The sequence below is a fragment of the Blautia sp. MSJ-19 genome (assembly GCF_018918125.1).
GTDB lineage: Bacteria > Bacillota > Clostridia > Lachnospirales > Lachnospiraceae > Blautia_A.
Window position 1 is genome coordinate 67491 of the sequence record NZ_JAHLQA010000009.1, and the last position, 20738, is coordinate 88228.

24 protein-coding genes, 1 pseudogene and 1 riboswitch are annotated in these 20738 nt (G+C 42.2%); of the genes and pseudogenes, 5 read left to right on the plus strand and 20 right to left on the minus strand.

Annotation, left to right across the window (positions count from 1 at the left end):
* Positions 1-26: 26 nt before the first annotated feature.
* The 5 genes from KQI91_RS05680 to KQI91_RS05700 form a co-directional block, all read right to left on the minus strand.
* The gene (locus tag KQI91_RS05680; protein WP_216391890.1) at positions 27-815 is read right to left on the minus strand and encodes a class I SAM-dependent methyltransferase; all 789 of its coding nucleotides are present in this window, start codon (positions 813-815) and stop codon (positions 27-29) included.
* A gap of 93 nt (positions 816-908) precedes the next feature.
* Positions 909-1517: a TetR/AcrR family transcriptional regulator gene (locus KQI91_RS05685; RefSeq protein ID WP_216391891.1), complete on the minus strand. Its 609-nt coding sequence runs from the start codon at positions 1515-1517 to the stop codon at positions 909-911.
* Positions 1518-1563: 46 nt separating this feature from the next.
* Entirely contained in the window at positions 1564-1890 is a 327-nt protein-coding gene (locus tag KQI91_RS05690) for a hypothetical protein (protein WP_216391892.1), read from the minus strand.
* 170 nt (positions 1891-2060) lie between these two features.
* Positions 2061-3257, minus strand: coding sequence for a pyridoxal phosphate-dependent aminotransferase (locus tag KQI91_RS05695; protein ID WP_216391893.1), 1197 nt, complete (start codon positions 3255-3257; stop codon positions 2061-2063).
* Positions 3250-4392, minus strand: coding sequence for an aminotransferase (locus KQI91_RS05700; RefSeq protein WP_216391894.1), 1143 nt, complete (start codon positions 4390-4392; stop codon positions 3250-3252). The genes KQI91_RS05695 and KQI91_RS05700 overlap by 8 nt, the downstream gene beginning before the upstream one ends.
* Positions 4393-4672: 280 nt before the next feature.
* On the opposite strand from KQI91_RS05700, the gene KQI91_RS05705 reads away from it, so the two are divergent.
* Genes KQI91_RS05705 through KQI91_RS05720 form a run of 4 tightly spaced genes read left to right on the plus strand, consistent with a single transcriptional unit; the run spans position 4673 to position 6299 of the window.
* On the plus strand, positions 4673-5311 hold the full coding sequence (locus tag KQI91_RS05705; RefSeq protein WP_216391895.1) for a DUF3786 domain-containing protein: 639 nt from the start codon (positions 4673-4675) through the stop codon (positions 5309-5311).
* Positions 5298-5879, plus strand: a complete 582-nt coding sequence (locus tag KQI91_RS05710) for a TetR/AcrR family transcriptional regulator (RefSeq protein ID WP_216391896.1) — start codon at positions 5298-5300, stop codon at positions 5877-5879. Before KQI91_RS05705 ends, KQI91_RS05710 begins: the two co-directional genes overlap by 14 nt.
* A 13-nt stretch (positions 5880-5892) precedes the next feature.
* Positions 5893-6129 (plus strand): hypothetical protein, encoded by a 237-nt coding sequence (locus KQI91_RS05715; protein ID WP_216391897.1) that lies wholly within the window; start codon positions 5893-5895, stop codon positions 6127-6129.
* A 14-nt stretch (positions 6130-6143) separates the two neighbouring features.
* Complete coding sequence (locus KQI91_RS05720) at positions 6144-6299, plus strand: hypothetical protein (protein WP_216391898.1); 156 nt, start codon at positions 6144-6146, stop codon at positions 6297-6299.
* Between the two features lie 10 nt (positions 6300-6309).
* On the opposite strand, the gene KQI91_RS05725 is transcribed toward KQI91_RS05720, so the two are convergent.
* From KQI91_RS05725 to KQI91_RS05785, 14 genes and pseudogenes are all read right to left on the minus strand, one after another.
* Positions 6310-7020 (minus strand): L-2-amino-thiazoline-4-carboxylic acid hydrolase, encoded by a 711-nt coding sequence (locus tag KQI91_RS05725; RefSeq protein WP_216391899.1) that lies wholly within the window; start codon positions 7018-7020, stop codon positions 6310-6312.
* Between the two features lie 10 nt (positions 7021-7030).
* Positions 7031-7921 (minus strand): acyl-CoA thioester hydrolase/BAAT C-terminal domain-containing protein, encoded by an 891-nt coding sequence (locus KQI91_RS05730; RefSeq protein ID WP_216391900.1) that lies wholly within the window; start codon positions 7919-7921, stop codon positions 7031-7033.
* 227 nt (positions 7922-8148) lie between these two features.
* Complete coding sequence (locus KQI91_RS05735; RefSeq protein ID WP_216391901.1) at positions 8149-8730, minus strand: thiamine phosphate synthase; 582 nt, start codon at positions 8728-8730, stop codon at positions 8149-8151.
* Entirely contained in the window at positions 8723-9982 is a 1260-nt protein-coding gene (gene thiH / locus KQI91_RS05740) for a 2-iminoacetate synthase ThiH (protein WP_216391902.1), read from the minus strand. The genes KQI91_RS05735 and thiH overlap by 8 nt, the downstream gene beginning before the upstream one ends.
* A gap of 15 nt (positions 9983-9997) precedes the next feature.
* Entirely contained in the window at positions 9998-10762 is a 765-nt protein-coding gene (locus tag KQI91_RS05745) for a thiazole synthase (RefSeq protein WP_216391903.1), read from the minus strand.
* A 20-nt stretch (positions 10763-10782) separates the two neighbouring features.
* On the minus strand, positions 10783-11220 hold the full coding sequence (locus tag KQI91_RS05750) for a hypothetical protein (RefSeq protein ID WP_216391904.1): 438 nt from the start codon (positions 11218-11220) through the stop codon (positions 10783-10785).
* Between the two features lie 4 nt (positions 11221-11224).
* Positions 11225-11419, minus strand: coding sequence for a sulfur carrier protein ThiS (gene thiS / locus KQI91_RS05755; RefSeq protein WP_216391905.1), 195 nt, complete (start codon positions 11417-11419; stop codon positions 11225-11227).
* A 148-nt stretch (positions 11420-11567) separates the two neighbouring features.
* Positions 11568-11676, minus strand: a riboswitch (TPP riboswitch).
* 110 nt (positions 11677-11786) lie between these two features.
* Complete coding sequence (locus tag KQI91_RS16385; protein WP_216391917.1) at positions 11787-11918, minus strand: ACT domain-containing protein; 132 nt, start codon at positions 11916-11918, stop codon at positions 11787-11789.
* Positions 11919-13247 (minus strand): ATP-binding protein, encoded by a 1329-nt coding sequence (locus tag KQI91_RS05765; RefSeq protein WP_216391906.1) that lies wholly within the window; start codon positions 13245-13247, stop codon positions 11919-11921.
* 265 nt (positions 13248-13512) lie between these two features.
* Positions 13513-14778, minus strand: coding sequence for an SLC13 family permease (locus KQI91_RS05770; RefSeq protein WP_216391907.1), 1266 nt, complete (start codon positions 14776-14778; stop codon positions 13513-13515).
* Between the two features lie 79 nt (positions 14779-14857).
* Positions 14858-15460, minus strand: a complete 603-nt coding sequence (locus KQI91_RS05775) for a class II aldolase/adducin family protein (protein ID WP_216391918.1) — start codon at positions 15458-15460, stop codon at positions 14858-14860.
* Positions 15450-16721 carry a 3-oxo-tetronate kinase gene (otnK, locus tag KQI91_RS05780; protein ID WP_442860597.1) on the minus strand — a complete coding sequence of 424 codons (1272 nt, stop codon included), beginning with the start codon at positions 16719-16721 and terminating at the stop codon, positions 15450-15452. The genes KQI91_RS05775 and otnK overlap by 11 nt, the downstream gene beginning before the upstream one ends.
* Positions 16722-16790: 69 nt before the next feature.
* A pseudogene (locus KQI91_RS16460) lies at positions 16791-17357 on the minus strand (aspartate/glutamate racemase family protein); the annotation flags it as partial.
* A 1-nt stretch (position 17358) separates the two neighbouring features.
* A complete protein-coding gene (locus KQI91_RS05785; protein WP_216391908.1) occupies positions 17359-18168 on the minus strand; it encodes a sugar phosphate isomerase/epimerase family protein in 810 nt (269 codons plus the stop codon).
* A gap of 75 nt (positions 18169-18243) precedes the next feature.
* Between KQI91_RS05785 and KQI91_RS05790 the strand changes: the two genes are divergently transcribed.
* Complete coding sequence (locus KQI91_RS05790) at positions 18244-19131, plus strand: LysR family transcriptional regulator (RefSeq protein ID WP_216391909.1); 888 nt, start codon at positions 18244-18246, stop codon at positions 19129-19131.
* A 13-nt stretch (positions 19132-19144) separates the two neighbouring features.
* On the opposite strand, the gene KQI91_RS05795 is transcribed toward KQI91_RS05790, so the two are convergent.
* The gene (locus KQI91_RS05795) at positions 19145-20257 is read right to left on the minus strand and encodes an Ldh family oxidoreductase (protein ID WP_216391910.1); all 1113 of its coding nucleotides are present in this window, start codon (positions 20255-20257) and stop codon (positions 19145-19147) included.
* Positions 20258-20738 lie beyond the last annotated feature (481 nt).

The following is a 20738-nucleotide window of genomic DNA, read 5'->3' on the forward strand; positions in this document are numbered from 1 at the left end:
TACAGGCGTTTTTGCGAATCCAGCACTTATTTTCTTCCGTAAATAATCCCCATTCCACTGATCATCCATGGTGTTGTTACAAAACCCGGGATAAAATCCAGTTTCTTTTCCAGATTTCCTATGTAATGTACTTCTGAGATGCCCTCTGCTTTCAGCTCACGGACAAACTGCTCCATATCTCCGTACAGTGCTTTCTGTGAAAACATATCCTGAAAAGAAAAAGCACCGCCTTTTTTTACAACTCTGAGTGCTTCTTTTACAACATCCCGTTTGTCTTTTGCCGTGCGTACTTCATGGAACACAAAGTTGCTTACTGCCGCATCAAACGTTTCATCTCGAAAATCCAGTTTCGCAGCATCTCCTTTCTGGAAAGATATACGGTCTGCAACACCTTCTATCTGTGCGTTTCTTTCACATTGTTCTTTGGCGTAATTCCATTCTGCACCCCAGTAGTCCATTGCGGTGATCTGTGCCTTTGGAAAAACTTTTGCACAGCGAACCGTAAGTGCAGCTACCCCGCATCCGATGTCGAGCAGTCTGCCTTCTCCGTTCCAGTCAAGATGCTCTACCAGATGTTCATGCACGCCCTCCATCATATTTCCTTTTCCAAATGCAAATGTCTCATGGCAGATCAGCATGTAGACAGCCATGATAAGTGTCAGTACACAGAGCACTCCTGCCACTGTCGTGACCACAGGTTTATCCAGTACTGTCTGTGCGAGCACCGCAATCACGCCCAAAAGAACTGAAGCTCCAAACAACATATACAGTGCTTTCTCCGGTACCCAGTTTCCGTAGTTTGCTTTTTCGTTCATGATTCTTTCCTCCTTACATTTCAAATCAAATCTGTGCGAGCACATAACAAATCCGAAAAAAATTATGTTTTGCAATAGAAAAAGCCTACCGCATTATTTGCGATAGACTTCTTTTTGTCCGTTCAGATATTTAATTAACGCCATCGTTCCTGCATCCGCGTGGATGCCGATTTCTCTTGCAAGCCTTATTCTCTCTTCCACGGTATAATCTCCTCTGATCAGCTCCATGTATCCCTGAAGCCTCATGGATACCAATATTCTGATAAGTTCTGCATCGGGACTGCTTCCCATAAATTTGGAAAAATAGCTGGTAAATGCTGATTGCATCTGCATATCGATCTGACTCTTAAATCCTTCGTACCGACTGCCTGCGGATTTCTCCATCAAAATGATCGCCTCTGTCCGATGCGCTGACAGATATTCCATCATCTGTCGTTCATTGTCATCTGCGGTACCAGGATCGTCCTCTTCTCTCTTTGCAAATACACTGCACATCCTCTGATAATCTGTGATCACAGGATCCAGAATCGCCGCCAGCAATGCTTCTTTATTCTCAAACGAAAAATAAAATGCCCCCGTCGTAACTCCCGCTGCCTTACAGATGTCCCTGAGATTTGCCCTGGCATAACCTTTCTCAAGGAACTCTGCCCTGCCGGATTCAATTAATTTTTGTTCGGTTTGTTTTCTGCGCTCATCATTCATAACACTTGTTATGTTAGCACGCGCTAACCGTTTTGTCAACTTTACACTAGTGTGCCTTATATTTTGCATATATTCGATTATATACAACTACCAGTACCGGAAGCCCAATTACACAGCCCACTATGATCAGATCCAATGCTACTATAGAATTCCAAATCCCGACAAATGTAGCTATCCAGTAAATAATCGAATATACTGCCCACATGATTCCATTGGCATGATTGTAAGCAGTAACATCTGAAATCTCTGTTTCTTTAACACTGCTTCCAGACCAGAACCACATAGGTTTTTTCCTGTTCCATGCGTAAATTCCAATTCCTGCCAATAATGCACTGCATGGGATCATTATGATGTACCAGATCAGATTTTCCATAGGATTCACCTCCAGGTTGCTTCGCATCTTCTGCCCAAATATTTGTTTACTTTTTTCTTATATTCCACATAGTCATTTTCAAAAGCAGACACCAGGAAGGCTCTTCTACTTTTACGATCTGTAAACGTTTCTGAAATAACTCTGCCTGTTTTTTCTTTATCTGAATCGTGTCAATTCTTACTCGTTGATACAGTGGTGGAAACCTTCAGTTTCGCCAGCCGCCGCAGGGCTTCATCCAGTGTTTCTTTTTCGCGGGCGAAATGAAGACGGATCAGGTTGTTTACGTCTTCTTTGAAGAAACTGGAGCCTGGAACGGCAGCTACTCCGATATTTCGGATCATCCATTCGCAGAATTCCAGATCAGTAAACCCATGGAACTGCGGAAGTTCCAGAAATTCTGTAATATCAATCAGTACAAAATAAGTTCCCTGTGGGATGTTATGCTTCAGTCCGATACGATCCAGTCCGCTGAGAAAATGATTTCTTTTTTCTGTGTAGGTTTCCAGAAGTTTCTTATAATATTCTTCCGGGAATCTCAGTCCGACAGTGGCTGCCTCCTGAAGTGGTGCTGCTGCCCCTACGGTCAGAAAATCGTGGACTTTTTTTGCTGCTTCAATGACATATTCCGGTCCGATCAGGTAGCCCAGCCGCCATCCTGTGACAGAATAAGTCTTTGACAGAGAATTACAGGTGATCGTGTGATCGTACATGCCTGGAAGGGATGCCATACAGACATGTTTGTTCGGTGCATATACCATATGTTCATACACTTCATCTGTCACAACAAAAGCATCATACTTCACAGCCAGTTCTCCGATCGCCATCAGTTCATCTTCTCGGAAAACTTTTCCACATGGATTGGACGGATTGCAGACAATGATTGCTTTCGCACCTTCACGAAAACCCTGCTCTATCAGATTAATATCAAATTCATATTCCGGTGGAACAAGTGGGATGTAGATCGGATCTGCACCTGAAAGAATTGCATCCGCACCATAGTTTTCATAAAATGGTGAAAAGACCATTACCTTATCCCCGGGATTGCAGATTGTCATCATGGCACACATCATCGCTTCTGTGCCACCACAGGTCACAACGATCTCTTTACCCGGATCGATCGTTCTATGGATCGCTTTTCCCTGTTTTTCCGCCAGTGCTTCTCTGAAATTCTGAGCACCGAAAGTTATGGAATACTGGTGAGGTCCTTTGTATGCAGCCTCTGCCAGTGCATCCATGATCTCCTTCGGCGGATCAAAATCAGGAAAGCCCTGTGATAAATTGATCGCTCCATATTCATCGCTGATACGTGTCATCCTTCGAATGACCGAATCCGTAAATGTTCCTACTCTTTTGCTTAATTCAGGCATTTCTTTGTTCCTCCAGTTTCCAGTTTATATATTCGCTGACTGCGTTTAATCCTTTTTTCAGAGTTTCTGTATCACAGGCATATCCGATTCTCATGCTGTGCGGCTGTTCAAAACAATCTCCCGGAGTTACAAACGCTCCTGTCTGCCTGTACATTTCTTCACAAAACATATAAGAATCAACCGAAAGATCGTAATAGACCAGTGCTGTTGTACCTGCCTCTGGTTTTATATAGCTGACATGTTTTTCTTTTCTGACCCATTCATCCAGGATTGCCAGATTATCTCTCACGATCTTTCTGTTTCTTTCCAGAAGTTTTTCGCTGTGTTTTAACGCAAGTGCTGCCACTTTTTCATCAAACATTCCGCAGCTTATGAGATTATAGTCTCTATGGGAAAAACAACTGTGAATCACATCTTTATCATGGGTTGCGATCCATCCAAGACGCAGACCTGCCAGAGAAAAGACTTTTGACATACTGCTCACAGAGATTCCTTTTTCATAGAGATCCGTAATGGAAACGCACCACTCATCGCTCTGTGTAAGGTGTCGATATACTTCATCACAGAGAATATACGCATCCACACTGCGGGCAATCTCTACAATTTCTTTCAGAAGTTCTGTGTCCATCAGTGCCCCGGTTGGATTGTTTGGATTGTTGATACAGATCATCCTGGTTTCCGGTGTAGCCAGCCGCCTTATTTCTTCAATATCTGGAAGATATCCTGTCTCTTTTTTCAGATCAATGATCTGGACATCTGCTCCATAGGATTCCGGAATGGAATATAACTGCTGATAAGTAGGTCTGATACTGATAACTCTGTCTCCCGGTGATATCAGAGAATAAAATACATGGTGATTTGCTCCGGTCGCTCCGTGTGTCGGTACGATTTCTTCTGGTTTGATCGTTTTATAAAGTTTACAGATTCCCTTTTTGAATTCAGGATATCCCTCTATATCACCATAAGTCAATCTTTTTTCACAAAAATCTTCCAGAAACTTCTCTTTATCTTCCCCGGTAAGTTCGAACAGTTCGTTCAGAGAAACAGAATCCACACAGGTCTCCGCAATATTATACTTTGCCCCTGTTTCCCATGCATTCATCCACTCTTCTACTGCAAATGGTCTGATCTTCATTATAAAATTCTCCTTTCATGCCAAAAAGAAAAGGTATCCAGAGTCCTGCCTTATAACATATCTTGCGATATGCCGTACCTACGGCAAAACTCTGAATACCTTCTGATCCCTACCCGGTGGTAAGGGAGGCTGTTCTTATTTATATTTGCTCATACTTTAGCACAGGCTGTATGGTAATGCAATATATTTTTATAATTTTTCAGAACCCCAGTATTGACTTTATAGACCGAATAGTCTATTTTGTAAATAAATTGTAAAGCACATACACCTGGAGGCTGATATGATAAACGCTGTTAGTAATTACGAAAAGACGAAACTTTCCATGGCGAATGTTTTCCTGCAATATGATCAGGAAGCAATGATAACCAAATTTTCATTAAAGCATACTTCTTCCTGGTTATATCTTTCTTTCGTTGGCCGCATCTATCGTATCTGCAGGAAATCAGGAAACGTTCAGTGGTCAGAGGATGATTTTAAAACGGTCTGCGAAGCAGATTATAATGAAGCAATGACCATTTATGATGTTTTATGTTATTCCAAAGATGGATGTCATCTGGCTCATGAGTTTGTAAACATCAGTAGTCTTTCCACCGTCCAAACAGGAAATCTTTCTTCGAATAACGGATTTTTTCAGAATACTGCCGACTCCTTTAATGGGAAAATCCCTGAATTACGCAACGCCTGCCTGACACTTTCCGGGAAAGAACTGAAAAAGGGCGATGTTGCTTTCGAATTAGAACTTTTTCCTTTTTTGCCAGTTATTATTCGTTTCTGGGAAGCCGACAATGAATCCCCGGCAAACCTTCAAATTCTTACAGACAGGAATATTCTGGATTATATGCATTATGAAACGCTCATGTTTGCACTCACACATCTATTTCACAGACTGAAGGAGGAAATGCAGGATGACAAAGGGTGAAGAATCCAGACAGCGTCTGATCAAATGTGCTGCCGAACTGTTCTGGAAAAATGGCTATTCTGCAACCGGAATCAGCCAGATTCTCAGTCAGACCGGACTTCCCAAAGGTTCTTTTTATTTTTACTTCAAAAGCAAAGATGAACTGGCAGTCGCAGTGACAGCCTATTATCAGAAACTTTTGCTGGAGCATTTTCAAAGCATTGCTCAGGGCAAAGAGTGGGAAAATTTTGTAGAAGAAGTATTTGATTTTTTATCAGCAAGAACAACCGGACGGAATTTTGCCGGCTGCCCGTATGCGGTGATGGGTATGGAAACTGCGCTCAGCAGGCCGAATATCGCAGCTGCATTTATGGACGGTTTAAAAAAACTTGCAAATCTTTTTTGTGATGTATTGTTATATTCCGGATTATCTCAAAATCATGCAGAAGTTCTCTCAGAACGCCTGCTTTCTGTTTATCAGGGTGAATTTCTCCTTGGCCGGATCAGTGGTGATATTTCTTATCTGGAAAATACACGAAAAAATATGATTGAAACATACAAAGAATACCGAACATTTCATGGGATTTGAGAGGAGACAATAGATGGATCTTGGAAAAATAATTCATGATAAAGCATTGGAATATGGATACGATAACTGTGGTGTAATAAGACTTGATGCACTGGATACATATAAAGAACGCTTAAAAGAAAGAATAGCAAAATTCCCGGAGGCGGTTTCCGTTCTTGAAACTGGATCATGGGATGCAACGCCTGCCAGGGTGCCTGCCCGTATAACAGACGTCACAACTGGAACGAAGGAGAAGATTTCTCTGGATTAAAAGAAATCGAAACATTGCTTCAGCCCGAAAATATTATTTCTGCATCTGATGAAGAACTGATCCGGAAAGTGATTCCACGGTCAGAATATCATTTATCAGAGGAGCAGACGGATGTGCTGAAAACAGGTGCCGCACGGGCGTTGGACCGCAGGAAACCACAGGGACAGTAAAAAAGCCACTTTACACGTCCCCGTGGCATTCCCTGCTCACCAGGTATCCATTTTCGTCTTTTATGATCTTGTATTTTTTTGCCAGCGGATTCTCGGAGCCAACCACGCAGTAATCGCATTTATCGGAATTTCCGCAGGTGCCGCGACGGATCAGGGTACCGTGGATCTGGCTGATTCCCCAGTAGTCGGAATTACAGAAAAGCGGCAGCACATGCATCAGATCATGTTTTTTGGCAAATTCTGCATTCGGGCATTGTGAGAAATGGTATCTGGCGGCGTGGTTCTTTTTGTCGTATGGTTCTGATATGTTGCAGAATGTCGCCGGATACTGTTCATACTGTTTTCGGTCCTTTTTTCCTATTATGTGGAAAACTTTGTCGATCAGCCACATGTCAAAGCTTCGGTTCAGATTAAAGATTTTTCCCATTTTTACAAAACCAGTCATAAACAGATTTGTGACAAACTCCTGCAATTCTTCTACCGGCGGGTGGTCCGGCAGCAGCGGATACATAGAAAAAATAATAATACTGCCGTAGATTGCAAGCGCATGCATATTCTTTTTCCCGCCATAATCCGGGATTTCTTCTAAATATTTGTCATACTGGCGGCTGACCGCCTCCCAGATCCTGCTGCCTTCATCGTTTCCATATCGCGTATTCAGCCAGTCTTTTACTGCCTGGCAGAAGTCTGGCATATCGTTTAATTTCATATGTTCACTCATTGTTTTCCCCTTACCATTTTGAAACAAACTCCAGCGTTTTTACGAGGGAATCCATTCGGGCTTTTCGTCCTTTTTCTTTATTTTTGCCACGGTCACCTTTGAAGAATTTTGTGCTTCGTAATTCCATTGGAACAAACAGATGGCTGCCATATTCGTAACTCAGATGCTGATAGAGATACGGAAAATCATGCTCTTTCAATCGCTTCATGATTTTCTCTGCCGCAAGTTCTGACGGCCACATGTTATCCATTTTGGATGAGATCAGCAGAATCGGACCGGTTATTTTCTCGACCTTAATAACTGCATCCGGGTTCGGATTTTTTACAAGCGGCACGTAAAGATCTGTCATGGTTATATCTCTTATCTGGATGCTTTTCCGCAGTATATGGCCGAGAGGAAATTTCTCCATTTCAAAGGAACTGTACGGAATTTCTTTTCCATGAAAACTCCAGCTGCTTTCCGGCACAAAAGAGATTCCTTTTTCTTTGGCAAATCCCTGACACACAGTGCTCATAGGCGCAACCGAGATTACCGCATTGACCAGCCCCGGAAGAAGGCTTCCTGCCAACAGCGACAATTCCGCTCCTTTGGAGATTCCCCACAGTCCTACCTTTTCGTAGCCCATATCATGCAGACGTTTTGCTGCTGCCTCCAGAGAATCAATAGGAACCCTAACAAAGCGGTCAGGTAAATCTTCCTCCATCACATAAGCAAGTGCCAGAGTTGTCAGTCCCTCAGACCGAAAAACATCTGCCAGCAGACGGGTCATTTCAATTCCACCATCGCTGCCGCTGAAACAGATCAGTGCTTTTCCCGGATATTTGTCCTCTGCCGGGCGAAACAGTTCTCCGTAAAAGCCATCTGTTTTGACACGATATGTATTATTTTCTGTTTTTGACATGATTTTTCCCTCCTCAACTGACAGTGATCTTTGCTTTGGTTAGTTCTTACTTACTCCTATTTTATCATAAATTTTGTTTCACTCAACTAATAATTTTCTACAAAATAAAAAATGATATCCTCCGAATGTTTCCATCCGTAAAGATATCATTTTGACTTATTTGTTTCGTGCCTGCATGTTTGCAGAATCTCTCTGAGGAACTAACCTGCACTACATTTCCGATTTTGTTACAGTCTCATAAAACCGGACATCATACAGCCGCCTGCCGCTCCGACCTCCATCACCATCTGCAGACGTCCCATATTGATTCCCCCGATTGCATACACAGGTATCGGGCAGCCCTTGCAAATCTCTCTGACAAACTCCAGACCTTTTCCTTTCAATCCTTTTTTGCATTCTGTTTCAAAAATTGTCCCGAGAATAATCTGTGTAGCTCCGTTTCTTACAGCAATCTTTACATCTTCCATGCTATGACAGGATACGCTGATTTCCTGAAAATCTGTTTTTAACTGCTGACGTTCCTCCTCTTTCAGTGCCACAAGCACCGGAACAGAAAGATGAATCCGTCTGCAGTTTAACCTGCATGCCACAGAAATTCTGGAATGCAAAAAGCAACGTACTCCTTCTTCTGAGCACAAATGCAGAACTTTTTCTGCCAGTGCTTCATATTCATCATCTGGCAAATCTTTTTCTCTCAAGATTACCGCATGGGGATGCAGCTGAATCACTTTTTGCATCTGTTCAAGAAAATCCCCCTGTACCAATGTACGATTTGTAATCGCAATGGTATGTTCATATTCTTTACACATAGATATAATCATTCAGAACCGGCTGCAAACCGCCCTGCTCCATATCTTCATACATTTTTTCAAAAGAACGGTCATCATTGATCTCGAACTGTTCGTCTCCGACATCCGCATCCTCTTTGCCTTCATATTTTTCTTCATGATCACCAATTCCGGTCGAAACACCTGCAGAAACTTTCGTTGCACAGATTTTTGTGATTCCATTTCGAAAAGCAGCACTCTCACGGCTGGACACGGTAATTCCTGCAAATGGAAGAAAAATGCGATATGCACACAATACCTGACAAAGTTCTTTCTCACCGACATCACGGGGATTGATCTTGTCATTATTTACAATTGGGCGAAGTCGCGGACAGCTCAGCGATAGCTCTGCATGCGGATATTTACGGTTTATATAATAAACATGCAGTGCTGTAGCCAATGCATCTTTGCGGAAATCATCAAGACCCAGGAGCGCGGAAAATCCAGCCCCTCGCATGCCGCCCATCAATGCTCGTTCCTGAGAGTCAAAGCGATATGGCCAGACGCGTTTATGTCCCATAAGATGAAGTGTCTCGTATTTATCTGTATGGTAAGTTTCCTGGAACACTGTTACATAGTCTACCCCGCATTCATGAAGATACTGATATTCGTCCACATTTACCGGATAAATCTCAATCCCGATATTTTTGAAATATTTTCTTGCAATCTTCACAGCTTCTCCAATATATTTCACATCAGAATACGCACGGCTCTCGCCTGTCAGTATCAGGATTTCTTCCATGCCGGTCTTTGCAATGACCTGCATTTCATGTTCGATCTCTTCAAATGTCAGTTTTTTTCGCCGGATATTATTATAGCAGTTAAATCCACAGTAAATACAGTAATTCTGACAATAGTTCGCAATATATAACGGGGTAAAGATATAAACCGTATTTCCAAAATGATTCTTGGTAAGCTCTTCTGCTTTTCTTGCCATCTGCTCCAGATATGGTGCTGCCGCCGGAGATAAAAGTGCTTTGAAATCTTCAACGGAACAGGATTCATGCGAAAGCGCACGTTCCACATCTGCTGCTGTATAAGAATCATAATCATACGCATCCATTGCCTGAAGTACTTTATCTTTTATATCTGATTCAATGATCTGCATGCCTTCCATATATTCCATATGATTGGTACGAAAGGACGGATCCTGCTCAAGTTTGTGTTTTCTTTCCAGTGCAGCTGGCGGAAGTTTATCACTGTCTACAAAATATACCTGATTTTCTTCATTCATGATTCAGCTTCCCCCTTACCGCAAAAATCCTGTCAGTGGATCAGACGCACTTCCACCTCTGGCAAGCACTCTTCCCATTCCGGTAAGATAAGCTTTTCTTCCCGCTTCAATAGCAAGCTTAAATGCAGATGCCATCTCCGGTATATTTCCTGCGGTGGCAATTGCTGTATTTGCCATAATTGCGGCAGCTCCCATTTCCATAGCCTCACATGCCTGAGATGGCTTACCGATTCCTGCATCTACAATGATCGGCAGATCAATCTCATCGATCAGTACCTGTATCATGGCTTTTGTCGCAAGTCCTTTGTTGCTTCCGATCGGAGCAGCCAACGGCATAACTGCTGCCGCTCCGGCATTCTGAAGATCTCTTGCTGTATTCAGATCCGGATTCATATAAGGCAAAACAACAAAACCTTCTTTTGCCAGGATTTCTGTTGCTTTGACTGTCTCATAATTGTCCGGGAAAAGGTACTTCGCATCACGCATAACCTCAATTTTTACAAAGTTTCCACATCCCATAGCTCTGCTCAGCCTTGCGATACGGACAGCTTCTTCTGCTGTTCTCGCGCCGGATGTGTTTGGAAGCAACGTAACTCCTTTTGGAATAAAATCCAAAATATTCTCACTCTCCTGCGTATTTGCACGTCTGAGAGCCAGCGTGATGATTTCTGCTCCTCCCTGCTCAACTGCTGCCTTGATCAGATTCAGATTATATTTCCCGGAGCCGAGAATAAATCGGCTCTTAAATTCTTTTCCACCTAATACAAATTTATCTTCCATAATGAATATTCTCCTCTTTTTTACTCATATTGTGCCTGCATGACCAACTGCAGGACTTTGTTAGCCTGATGTGCTGCACAGGCCGACACTCTTGGCGCGATCAGTCCGATTCCATCTCCAACATCCGTACTCTGATCTCCACATACATACAACCTCTGCATCATCTGACATGTTTTGATTTCATTTATATCTGCATACCCTGCCATTCCATTTCCCGATATAACTGTCGTTTTCGGACACTGAGTCAGAAGTTCCCGCACCAGCATTGCTTTCTGGTCTGGCCGATCAAAAGCCTCGCATACGATCGGATACTCACAAAAAAGGCCTCCAAGCCCTGCTATTGCGACTTTGGCACTGCGCAGCTTTCTCTGCATATTCTTCGGAAATCTTGCGTCAAATGCTCTGTCCAGTTCTTCTTTCGAAATAAGTTCCTGCATTTTTTTCTGCATTTCTTTCACCTTTTCAGCCTCCTCCAACAAACCGCAGAACTTCAATCTCATCTTCATCTTCAATTGTCACATCACCAAGCAGTTCTTTGGGAATAATCTCAAGATTACGCTCTACTACCACCCACTCTGGTTTGAATCCTGTCTCTTTCAGATATTCCAGGAGATTTTTGCCGGCAATTTCTTTTGCCTCTCCATTAATTTTTACCATCACTATACTCCTTTCGCTTTTTAACACCGCAAAAAACAAAAAGACGCCGGACAATACACTTTCTGTATTATCCGGCGCCTGAAATACTCTGTGAAAAGTGGTGCCCCCAGTTCACACAAAACAGAGAGCAACGGCACACAAGTCCATTCATTCACGACATGTATTTCCCTACGTTGGCATTATCCAAATCAGGTTCCAGGTCAAGACTAATAAAGTCTACTCTCAGCCCATCTATTTGAGCTCCCTATTTTCAAAACATTATATAAAACTTAAAAACAATTTGCAAGCCTTTTTGAACACTTTTTAACATTAGAAACCAGTCCTTCACCGATATCCATTTCTGAGCAGCACCTCAATGCATAATCCGTTATGATTCTGTAACCTCATATCCTGCTTTTTTAAGCACTTCGATTACCTTATCATAAACATCTTTTTTTGTCAGAATATAATCTGTGTTAAAGGTTGAAACTGCAAATATACTGAAATTCTTCAGAATAATTTATAAAAATGGTGCCATATAAACTGGTATACAAAAAATATCCTGATCTTTGCTCATATCTTTCGTATAAACCAAGCATCTCTTTAATATCCTGCTTGAATATTTTTCCGTAAACACATCAAGAGATTTATGTGTTTTATATCCCGACGATTTTACCTCTATTGGAATTATTTTATTCTTTCTTGCCAAAATAAAATCTATTTCATAATTGTGTTTTGAATTTTTATTCATGATTGTGTGATAGAATAATTCATTTCCATTTGATGCCAGGCATTGAGCTACAATATTTTCATATAAATATCCCAAATTCACGCTTAATTTATCATTTAATAATTTCTCATAAATCTCATTTTCCGTGAAATCTTTATCTTTGAACATTAATGTTACAAACAGACCTGTATCACTTAAAAATAATTTAAATTTTGATAAGTCCCTTGTATTAGACATACCCGCATCTGGATCATTTGTATTATATGCAACCAGTACTGTCTTTGAATCTTTTAGTTCCGCAATCAGTTCTAATATTTTATCTTGTTTCTCACCATTTAACACACTACTCGTCTGATATCTGGCCGCATTTTTATTTAGCTGGGCTGGGATTGCATCAAATAACATTGCTAAACGTCCTGTCTGATCGATTTTTGCAAAATCACTTTCATACAGATTTAAAATATCTCTTTTTATTTCATCTACTTTTCTGAAATTGTTCGTTTCAATATAAGTTGATACTGCCTGTGGCATTCCACCAACGAGCATATACAGGCGAAATTGTCTTAACTGCTTACGATTAATTGCATCTCCCAATCCCTGCTTCATTTCAAAACATTTTTTTAATAGTGAAAATGTTGCTGTATCTCCAATTGCCCATAAAAACTCCTCATAGTCCATTGGATACATACTGATTTTTCTTTCCTCGCTGGGGATTAAAATATCTTTTACATTTTTCTTAATTGAAATAAGTGATCCTGTTTCAATGTAATCATACCGATGATCTGCAACTAATGCTTTTATTGCCTGACGTGCCTTCGGACAAAGCTGAACTTCATCAAATATAATCACTGATTTTCTTTCTTGTAAATCTACTTTATATTGTAATTGCAACTGCAGAAATAAAAAATTCAGATCGGAAACGTCTTCAAAAAGTTCTTTGGTTTCTTTGGACGCCATTGAAAAATCTATTAATATATAGCTTTCATATTCATTTTTTGCAAATTCTTCAACTACTGTTGATTTACCGATTCGTCTTGCACCTTCGATCAAAAGAGCTGTTTTCCCATCTGAATCTCTTTTCCATTCTTGCATTTTACTATATATTTTACGTTTGAACATGGCATGTTTCTCCTTTCCGCATTTTTTATGTCTTTATATTATCACATATCCGCATTTTTTTATATAGTATATTATCATATTTCCGCATTTTTTATTTTTATATTTTACCTGGTTTCCGCATTTTTATTCTATATATTCCAATTTTTATTTTTAATAAGAAAAAGGTATCCAGAGTCCTGCCTTATAACATATCTTGCGATATGCCGTACCTACGGCAAAACTCTGAATACCTTCTGATCCCTACCTGATAGTAAGGGATGCTATTTTATTTTCCACAAATAAATCCAAAAGCTCCGCACAGTGCGAGCAGGAACAGGATCAGCATTCCTGCAAATGCAATCGCAAACAGTTCAACAAACAGTTTGTTCTGTGGGTATTTTTTCTCACTGCCTTCTTCCTGGGCTACTGCTGCCATTACCAGTGCACCGACAGATGAGATCGGGCTGATGCCTGTGATCGTTCCGCCTACAACAACTGCTGCAGTAAGTTCCAGTGCATTGATTCCAAAAGTACCTGCCAACTGACCGGCTACCGGCACGAAGGTCGGAAATACTACGCCAAGTCCAGAGCTGAAGAAGGACAAAATTGCTGCAACAAGTGACAGGATCGCTGCTGCTGTTTTTGGTCCCATAATATTTTCCAAAATGTCTACCAGAATATCAATTCCACCTGACAGTGAAATAATATTCATCAGCACACCAACACCAAGTACCATCAGTACTACATTCCAGGAAATTCCTTTGATTGCTTTTTTCTCATCACCGATTCCAAGCGCGATCAGGATACTTCCCGCCAGAAATCCGGCCAGTCCGACATTCCAGGAAAAAACAAGAACTCCTGCAATCACAACAACAAGTGCTGCCAGTGAAATGATATGTTCTTTCTGTAACTTTAATTCTTCTGTATTTTGGACTTCCTGCTTCTGAACCTGTTCTACTTTCCAGCCTTTATAATAAATATAAACGCCAATGGAAAGGATCACATCCACAAGAAGCATACACAATCCAATACGAACAGTGCTTCCGGAAATCTGACTTTCTGTCATCAGAGTCTCTACTACTGCAGCTTCCGGTGTCAACGGACTCATTCTTCCTGCCTGGACACCCATCTGTCCGATCAGTGCTACCATGATCGGATTCAGTCCTGCTGAAACTGCGATCGGCACTGCCAGGATCGGAATGATCGTCAGAGTCGGGATTGCTCCCGGTCCTACTGCACACAGGACATATCCTATCACAAACATTACGACCGGTATCAGATAATGTTTCTTTCCTACAAGTGCCACAACTTTGTTTGCAACGATTGTCAGCGTTCCGTTTCCATTTATAATTGCAAAGAAATACATGATTCCCAGCATCTGGATGCACAGAGAACTGCTGAAGCCACTGATGACATCCTTGGAACTGAACCCATAAAGTTCTCCGATGATCATGGCAAAACCCATACATAAAATCCCTACATTACTTTTTCTTGTAAACCCAATTACAATCGCTACTACAAGTGCAAGCAGCGAAATCACCCCTGCATTCATCTACCTTCTCCTTTATCCTATCTAAACACGATACATACCGGACTTTCTGTCCGGATGATCCTTCCAGTCGCCTCTTTTCTTACTGTATGGTCTGTACGTCACAGTCTTTCAGTGTCCATGCTACTTTTGCGCTTTCTTCCAGTTCTTCAAGGATATAAAAAGCATCCATCAGATTTTTACCTCCTGCCACTGGTCCGTGGTTTCGGAGAAGATATCCGTCGCTGTCTTTGATCCGTTCCCGGAACGCCTTAAAAAGTTCTTCTGTGCCTGGTTTCGCATAAGGGATCAGTCCTACGGTTCCAAGTTTCATTTTGAGGTATGGCGTATAGGACGGGATGCAGTCGCGCTCATTTTCATGTGCCAGACATGACCAGATCGTGGAATAAAAACTGTGCGTATGAATGACAGCTCCGGTCTGTTCTTTTGCCTGATACAGCGACAGATGAAGTGGAAATTCTTTGCTTGGCTTTTTGTCCCCCTGTACTTCTCCGTTCAGATCGATCACTGCAAAATCTTCTTTTTTCAGTGTTCCAAAACAGGTTCCACTTGCTGTGATATAAATCTTATCTTCATGACGGAAGCTCATATTTGCTGTGGAGCCTGCTGTTTTACCTCGCTCAAACAGGCTGTGTGCGATCCAGACTGCCTGTTCTAATTTTTTCTCTAAGGTATCACTCATGATCTTTGTCCTTTCCTGTAAGCTTTAATGCTTTTTCCATAAAATCCACATCTCCGAAGTTTCCTGATTTCAGGACCAGACGGATGTTTCTGTTATTTAATGGTGTCATAACCGGGACACCTGGGGCAACGCTCTCTCCGATCTCATAGGCATCGTAGCCAAGTGCTTTTGTCACCGCTCCCGAGGTTTCTCCTCCTGCTACGATGATACGTGTAAATCCGTTTTCTACCGCTCTTTTTGCGAGATTCGCTGTCGTTCTCTCGAGAAGGGCTGCTGCCTTGTCTTTGCCGAGTTTCTGGACTTCTTTTACAGCTTCCGGATCGTCGGAGCTGTAAACCAGTACTTCGGACGGATTTTCTCTGATAAAATCCCAGAGTTCTTCTTCTGACTGTCTGTTCTGCATCAGCGCAACTGGATCCATTTTGGTAGATAAGATTCCTTTTTCCTGGATATAGGCAATCTGGTTTCTGGTTGCCACAGAACAGCTTCCGGCAAGCAAAAGGGCTTTACCGTCTGTTGCGGTTTCCGGCATTTTTGCTGTATTGTTTCCGGTATATTTTTCTGCAAGATACTCAAGAAGTCCTGACCCGCCGGATAAAATTTCGAGGCTGCCAAACGCTGTTACAATATTTCTGGCATCTTCCTCATTGCTGTAATCCGGGATTACGTAAAAATGGTCGTGTTTTTTCTGGAATTCCTGGATCTCATCTGCTTTCTGTTTCTGGTTTTCTTCTGTGAGATGTCCCACTTTCACGCATTTGTATCTGCTCTGTGCTTCCATGAGATTTGCAAGGTCTGAATCCCACATCGGTGTCAGCGGATGATTTTTCATTGGACTTTCATCCAGAGGAACTCCGTTTACATAGAGTTTTCCATCTTCTACTGTGCGTCCGTTTACTGGAAGCGACGGACACAGTACGGAATATGGTACATGATAGGCTTCCAGAAGGGCGTCCATGATTGGTCCTATATTTCCCTCTCTGGTGGAATCAAATGTGGAGCAGTATTTGATATAGATCTGCTGCGCATTCTTTTCTTTCAGCCATGCTGCTGCCTGAAGGGTTTCTTCCACTGCTTTTGCAGTCTCCATCGTTCTTGTCTTGAGTGCGATCACCACTGCCTGTGCATCGCCGATCTCCCTGTCTCCATCCGGTGTTCCGTTCAGCAGGATCGTCCGGATTCCTTTTTTTGCCAGAAAAGAAGCGGCATCACTGGCTCCGGTGAAGTCATCTGCGATACATCCCAGGATTTTTGGAGATGTGATCTTTTTGATCGTTTCGATGGCAGATTTCGGGCTGGTATAGAGTGCTGCATGTTCCATTTTTAACCCTTTGACTGCTCCTGCCATGGACATCTGGGCAAGTACGATTTTGTCATACTGCGGATCAAGTTCTCTGATTTTCTCCCGGATCCGTTCATTGTGCTTCTCCATGTTTCCTGCCTGTGCATCATCGTAAGCCGCCTGAAGTACATAAGTATCAATTGTATATGGCTTACCGGAAGCTTTGCAGTATTTCTCAAGAAGCTTCGCAGAAACTTCTCTGGTTCCTTCAAACGTACATAAGAGTGCAGTTTTTCCACCGCTTTTTCCGGCATCTTCCATCATCGCCACATCTGCACCTACGATCGGCACAGAAAAAAGCTTCCGAAAAATTTCTACGTATTTTGAAAACATAGTACAGGTCAGGATAATACCTTCTGCGCCATCCACGCACGCTTTTGCGATCATGGAAAGCATCCGTCCCATACAGTGGTCTGTAATCCTGCCTTCTTTTCTTATTTCATCCAGAATCGTACTGTCCAGATATTGTATCGGTTTGATATCTGTATATTCACTGATGCAGTCCATCATTGGGCTGATACAATTCGGCGTAATATTTACCAATGCGATTTTTTTCATCTTATTTTTCTCCGTCCATATCTTTTAATGCTCTGGCAGACATTGCCGCCACAGATTTTGTGTCCGGTTCCTGTTTGATCTCCATAGAAAGAAAACCCTGGTATCCAATCTCATGAAGCGTCTGCAAAATCTCTGGAATGTTGATCTTACCACTTCCCGGAACTTTTCGCTCCGAATCTGCCATATGGATCATTCCGATATACTCCCTGTATGTCCTCAGGCTGTCTTCGATGGATTTTTCTGTTTTGTCCATGTGAAAAATGTCCATCAGCAGTTTTGTATTCATAAATCTGTTTCTTCGGATCCATGCAACGGTTTCTTCTATTGTATTCAGATTGTTGATGTTATCACTGTTCTGTGGCTCGATCAGAAGCGTTACACCAGCTTTCGATGCTTTTTTGTCTGCTTTTCGGATAATTTCTTCCAGGTCTTCCATTCGGCAGTGGTCTGCATCTTTCTGCATTCCACGATATTTTCCGATCAGCACCGGTGCATGGAAAAAAGCTCCGAGTTCTATAAGAGATTCCAGGCGTTTCCAGGCTTCTTCGCGGATTTCCTGATTCTCACTCAGCAGAAACAGATGATCTTTTTTCTGCATGGGAGTTGTTCCGATTGCTGAAATCTGTAACTTATTTTTCTGCAATAGTGCAAGAAGTTGATCTCTTTGAACTTCTGCCGGATCCCGGACCAGCATTTCTATACCTTCATATCCATTTCCGGCAAGCCATGGAAAAGATTCCTCATAATTCTGGCGCCATGCCATGATAGTTTCGTCTGTGTCCGGAATGCATACCGGAAAAGATAATTTCATTTCTGTCACCTCGTTTGACTTATTCTTCATGTCGTTATAAAATTATATTTAACACTTAAGAAAGGGAGTTTTCTTATGCGAGATTTTGACTGGAATATTTTGTCCACTCTTTACAAAACCAAAAATATTACAAAAGCTGCGGAACTTTTGTATATCACTCAGCCGACCCTTACCCGCCGTCTCCAGCAGATCGAGGAGGAACTTGGTGCTGTACTGATCCTGCGCACGAACAAAGGGGTTACTTTTACACCGGAGGGTGAATATGCCGCCCGCAAAGCTTCTGAGATCCTTAATGCGATCAATTCCATTAAATCTGCCATTTCCCAGTCACGCGGTGAACTGAATGGAACGCTTCGCCTGGGTGCCCCGAATTCTTTTGTACACTTTGTAATTCCGACCCTGATCGAGCAGTTTTCTACACTTTATCCGAATATTGAGATTAATCTTCACACGGATCTGAGTCATGAACTGCTGAAATATGTTGAAAAACAGGAACTTGATGTAAGTTTTGTTCGTGGTGAGATCGATACGCCTCTGGAAAAGAAACTGCTCTCCAGAGATCAGATCTACATTATTTCCAAACAGCCTGTCGTTCTCTCAGAGCTTCCATCTCTGCCTCAGATCGTCTATACCAAGGAAACTTCCATCGTCAAAGCTTCCAAACGCTGGTGGCAGGAACGTTTCTCTGAACCGCCCAAGATCCGCTTCCGGGTTCATACCGGCGATGCCTGTATCCAGCTTGTCAAAAAAGGACTGGGGTATGGAATTTTCTCCGATGGCCGGTATTTCAATCCGGAGGATGAGCTTTATTCACTGCCACTTGAATATCTTGATGGTTCCAAGTTCCGGCGGGATTCCTGGATGGTTTATAATAAAGCTGATCTTCAGAACCCGATCGTTGCACAGTTCACACAGTTTGTACTGGAACACTTTACGGAATTATGCGGGGGATCTCCCGCATAATCCCTGTGGATATTTAATTTCCAAAAACAACGTCACCTGCATTGTGACTCTGATCCAGTTCTACTTTTCCTAAAATATCTTCGCACGCTACATTTCGTTTCATGCACTCAAGATACAGGCTTTCCTGAATATTTCCGCTGAGGAGGATGCCATCTCGCTTGCTTGCTTCTGTCTTTCTGTCCTCTGGTTCACCCGGCATCAGGATTTCTTTTACACCGGCTGCCTTTGGAAGTGCTTTTAATCTCTTGTAGTAAACGTCCATCCGTTTCTTGTATTCATCCATGCTCATGAACATATCTGCTTTCATGATAAAGATCATATGCCCCAGGTTCTGTGGCTCATCAAATCTGTAATACAGACTGCTTACATCACCTGCATAATTGGAACCTGTATACATTCCTGCAAGCATATCCATCAGCATTGCAAGTCCGGCGCCTTTCGGTCCACCGAATGGGAGGCACACACCTTCGAATGCTTTCTTTGCATCGGTTGTCGGATTTCCGTCACTGTCAAGTGCAAGTCCCTCTGCAATCGGCTCGTTATTGATCATTGCTACACGGATCTTTCCTCTTGCTGTTTTGGTCATTGCCATGTCAAGAACGTATGCCGGGCTTTCATATCCGCCTGCCATTCCTGCTGCAAATGGTGCCGCACCGAGGAATGTTGTACGTCCACCAAATACCGGGAGTGCCGGGCTGGAATTAGTGTAGACCATACAGCAGTAACCTGCTTCCACTGCCTGTTTTACATAGAGAGCAGCCATTCCATAGTGAGTACTGTGGGTACAGCCGATCATTGCGATTCCTGTCTTTTCGGCAAGTTTGATTCCTTCTTCTACTGCTTTGTGTGCTACCAGGAAGCCCATTCCGTCATCTCCGTTTACTCTGAGAACTGCCGGAGCTATCTGCTCTACTTTGATGTCCGGATTTGGTTTTACGCAGTTGCATTCGATTCTTTTGAGGTACATCGGGATTCTTGATACACCGTGGCTGTACAGCCCTCTCATGTCTGCTGCTACCAGATCTCTTGCGATCGTCGCTGCACTTTCTTCTTTCATTCCACTGGTTTTCATTAAGCGGGTTGCCAGTTCTACAAGCTGTTCCTGTGAATATCTTTTTTCTTCCATGATTCGTTTCTCCTTTTGCGTTCGGTTGTTGTTTTGATGGTTTTATTATATTTTATCTTTCCGCTGTCGTAAAATAGCTATCCAACATGTCCCGGTATGCAAAAACTGCATAGCAAAAAAGCAGAAATCTGTTATGGATTTATTGCCATAATGATTTCTGCTTTTGCTCTTATAAGGACTTTAATGTGTGGCAAGCATCGGAATAGATGATTGCTCTGTTCCTCGATGCCCGAAATGGCTATTATTTTAAACTCCCAGCATCGATTTTATATACATAATCCATTTCCGATGCCCGAGTTTCCAATTTTGTGGTCAAGTCCTTTTTTGTGTGTAAATTCCCTTTAGGTATAAAAAGTATTACGCCGCAAGCATTTTTTGTTGTTCAATAGCAATCAAGCGTAACTGCTTTTTACAATGCGATAGTGCTGTTTTATCTTTTTTACTTATATTGAGTTTTTGTTCTAGTGAATACCGCTCATGC

Bases quoted from the DNA above. Each gene is read 5' to 3' on its own strand.
- KQI91_RS05680 (WP_216391890.1), bottom strand. From the start codon at position 815: ATGAACGAAAAAGCAAACTACGGAAACTGGGTACCGGAGAAAGCACTG.
- KQI91_RS05685 (WP_216391891.1), bottom strand. From the start codon at position 1,517: ATGAATGATGAGCGCAGAAAACAAACCGAACAAAAATTAATTGAATCC.
- KQI91_RS05690 (WP_216391892.1), bottom strand. From the start codon at position 1,890: ATGGAAAATCTGATCTGGTACATCATAATGATCCCATGCAGTGCATTA.
- KQI91_RS05695 (WP_216391893.1), bottom strand. From the start codon at position 3,257: ATGCCTGAATTAAGCAAAAGAGTAGGAACATTTACGGATTCGGTCATT.
- KQI91_RS05700 (WP_216391894.1), bottom strand. From the start codon at position 4,392: ATGAAGATCAGACCATTTGCAGTAGAAGAGTGGATGAATGCATGGGAA.
- KQI91_RS05705 (WP_216391895.1), top strand. From the start codon at position 4,673: ATGATAAACGCTGTTAGTAATTACGAAAAGACGAAACTTTCCATGGCG.
- KQI91_RS05710 (WP_216391896.1), top strand. From the start codon at position 5,298: ATGACAAAGGGTGAAGAATCCAGACAGCGTCTGATCAAATGTGCTGCC.
- KQI91_RS05715 (WP_216391897.1), top strand. From the start codon at position 5,893: ATGGATCTTGGAAAAATAATTCATGATAAAGCATTGGAATATGGATAC.
- KQI91_RS05725 (WP_216391899.1), bottom strand. From the start codon at position 7,020: ATGAGTGAACATATGAAATTAAACGATATGCCAGACTTCTGCCAGGCA.
- KQI91_RS05730 (WP_216391900.1), bottom strand. From the start codon at position 7,921: ATGTCAAAAACAGAAAATAATACATATCGTGTCAAAACAGATGGCTTT.
- KQI91_RS05735 (WP_216391901.1), bottom strand. From the start codon at position 8,730: ATGTGTAAAGAATATGAACATACCATTGCGATTACAAATCGTACATTG.
- thiH (WP_216391902.1), bottom strand. From the start codon at position 9,982: ATGAATGAAGAAAATCAGGTATATTTTGTAGACAGTGATAAACTTCCG.
- KQI91_RS05745 (WP_216391903.1), bottom strand. From the start codon at position 10,762: ATGGAAGATAAATTTGTATTAGGTGGAAAAGAATTTAAGAGCCGATTT.
- thiS (WP_216391905.1), bottom strand. From the start codon at position 11,419: ATGGTAAAAATTAATGGAGAGGCAAAAGAAATTGCCGGCAAAAATCTC.
- KQI91_RS05765 (WP_216391906.1), bottom strand. From the start codon at position 13,247: ATGTTCAAACGTAAAATATATAGTAAAATGCAAGAATGGAAAAGAGAT.
- KQI91_RS05770 (WP_216391907.1), bottom strand. From the start codon at position 14,778: ATGAATGCAGGGGTGATTTCGCTGCTTGCACTTGTAGTAGCGATTGTA.
- KQI91_RS05785 (WP_216391908.1), bottom strand. From the start codon at position 18,168: ATGAAATTATCTTTTCCGGTATGCATTCCGGACACAGACGAAACTATC.
- KQI91_RS05790 (WP_216391909.1), top strand. From the start codon at position 18,244: ATGCGAGATTTTGACTGGAATATTTTGTCCACTCTTTACAAAACCAAA.
- KQI91_RS05795 (WP_216391910.1), bottom strand. From the start codon at position 20,257: ATGGAAGAAAAAAGATATTCACAGGAACAGCTTGTAGAACTGGCAACC.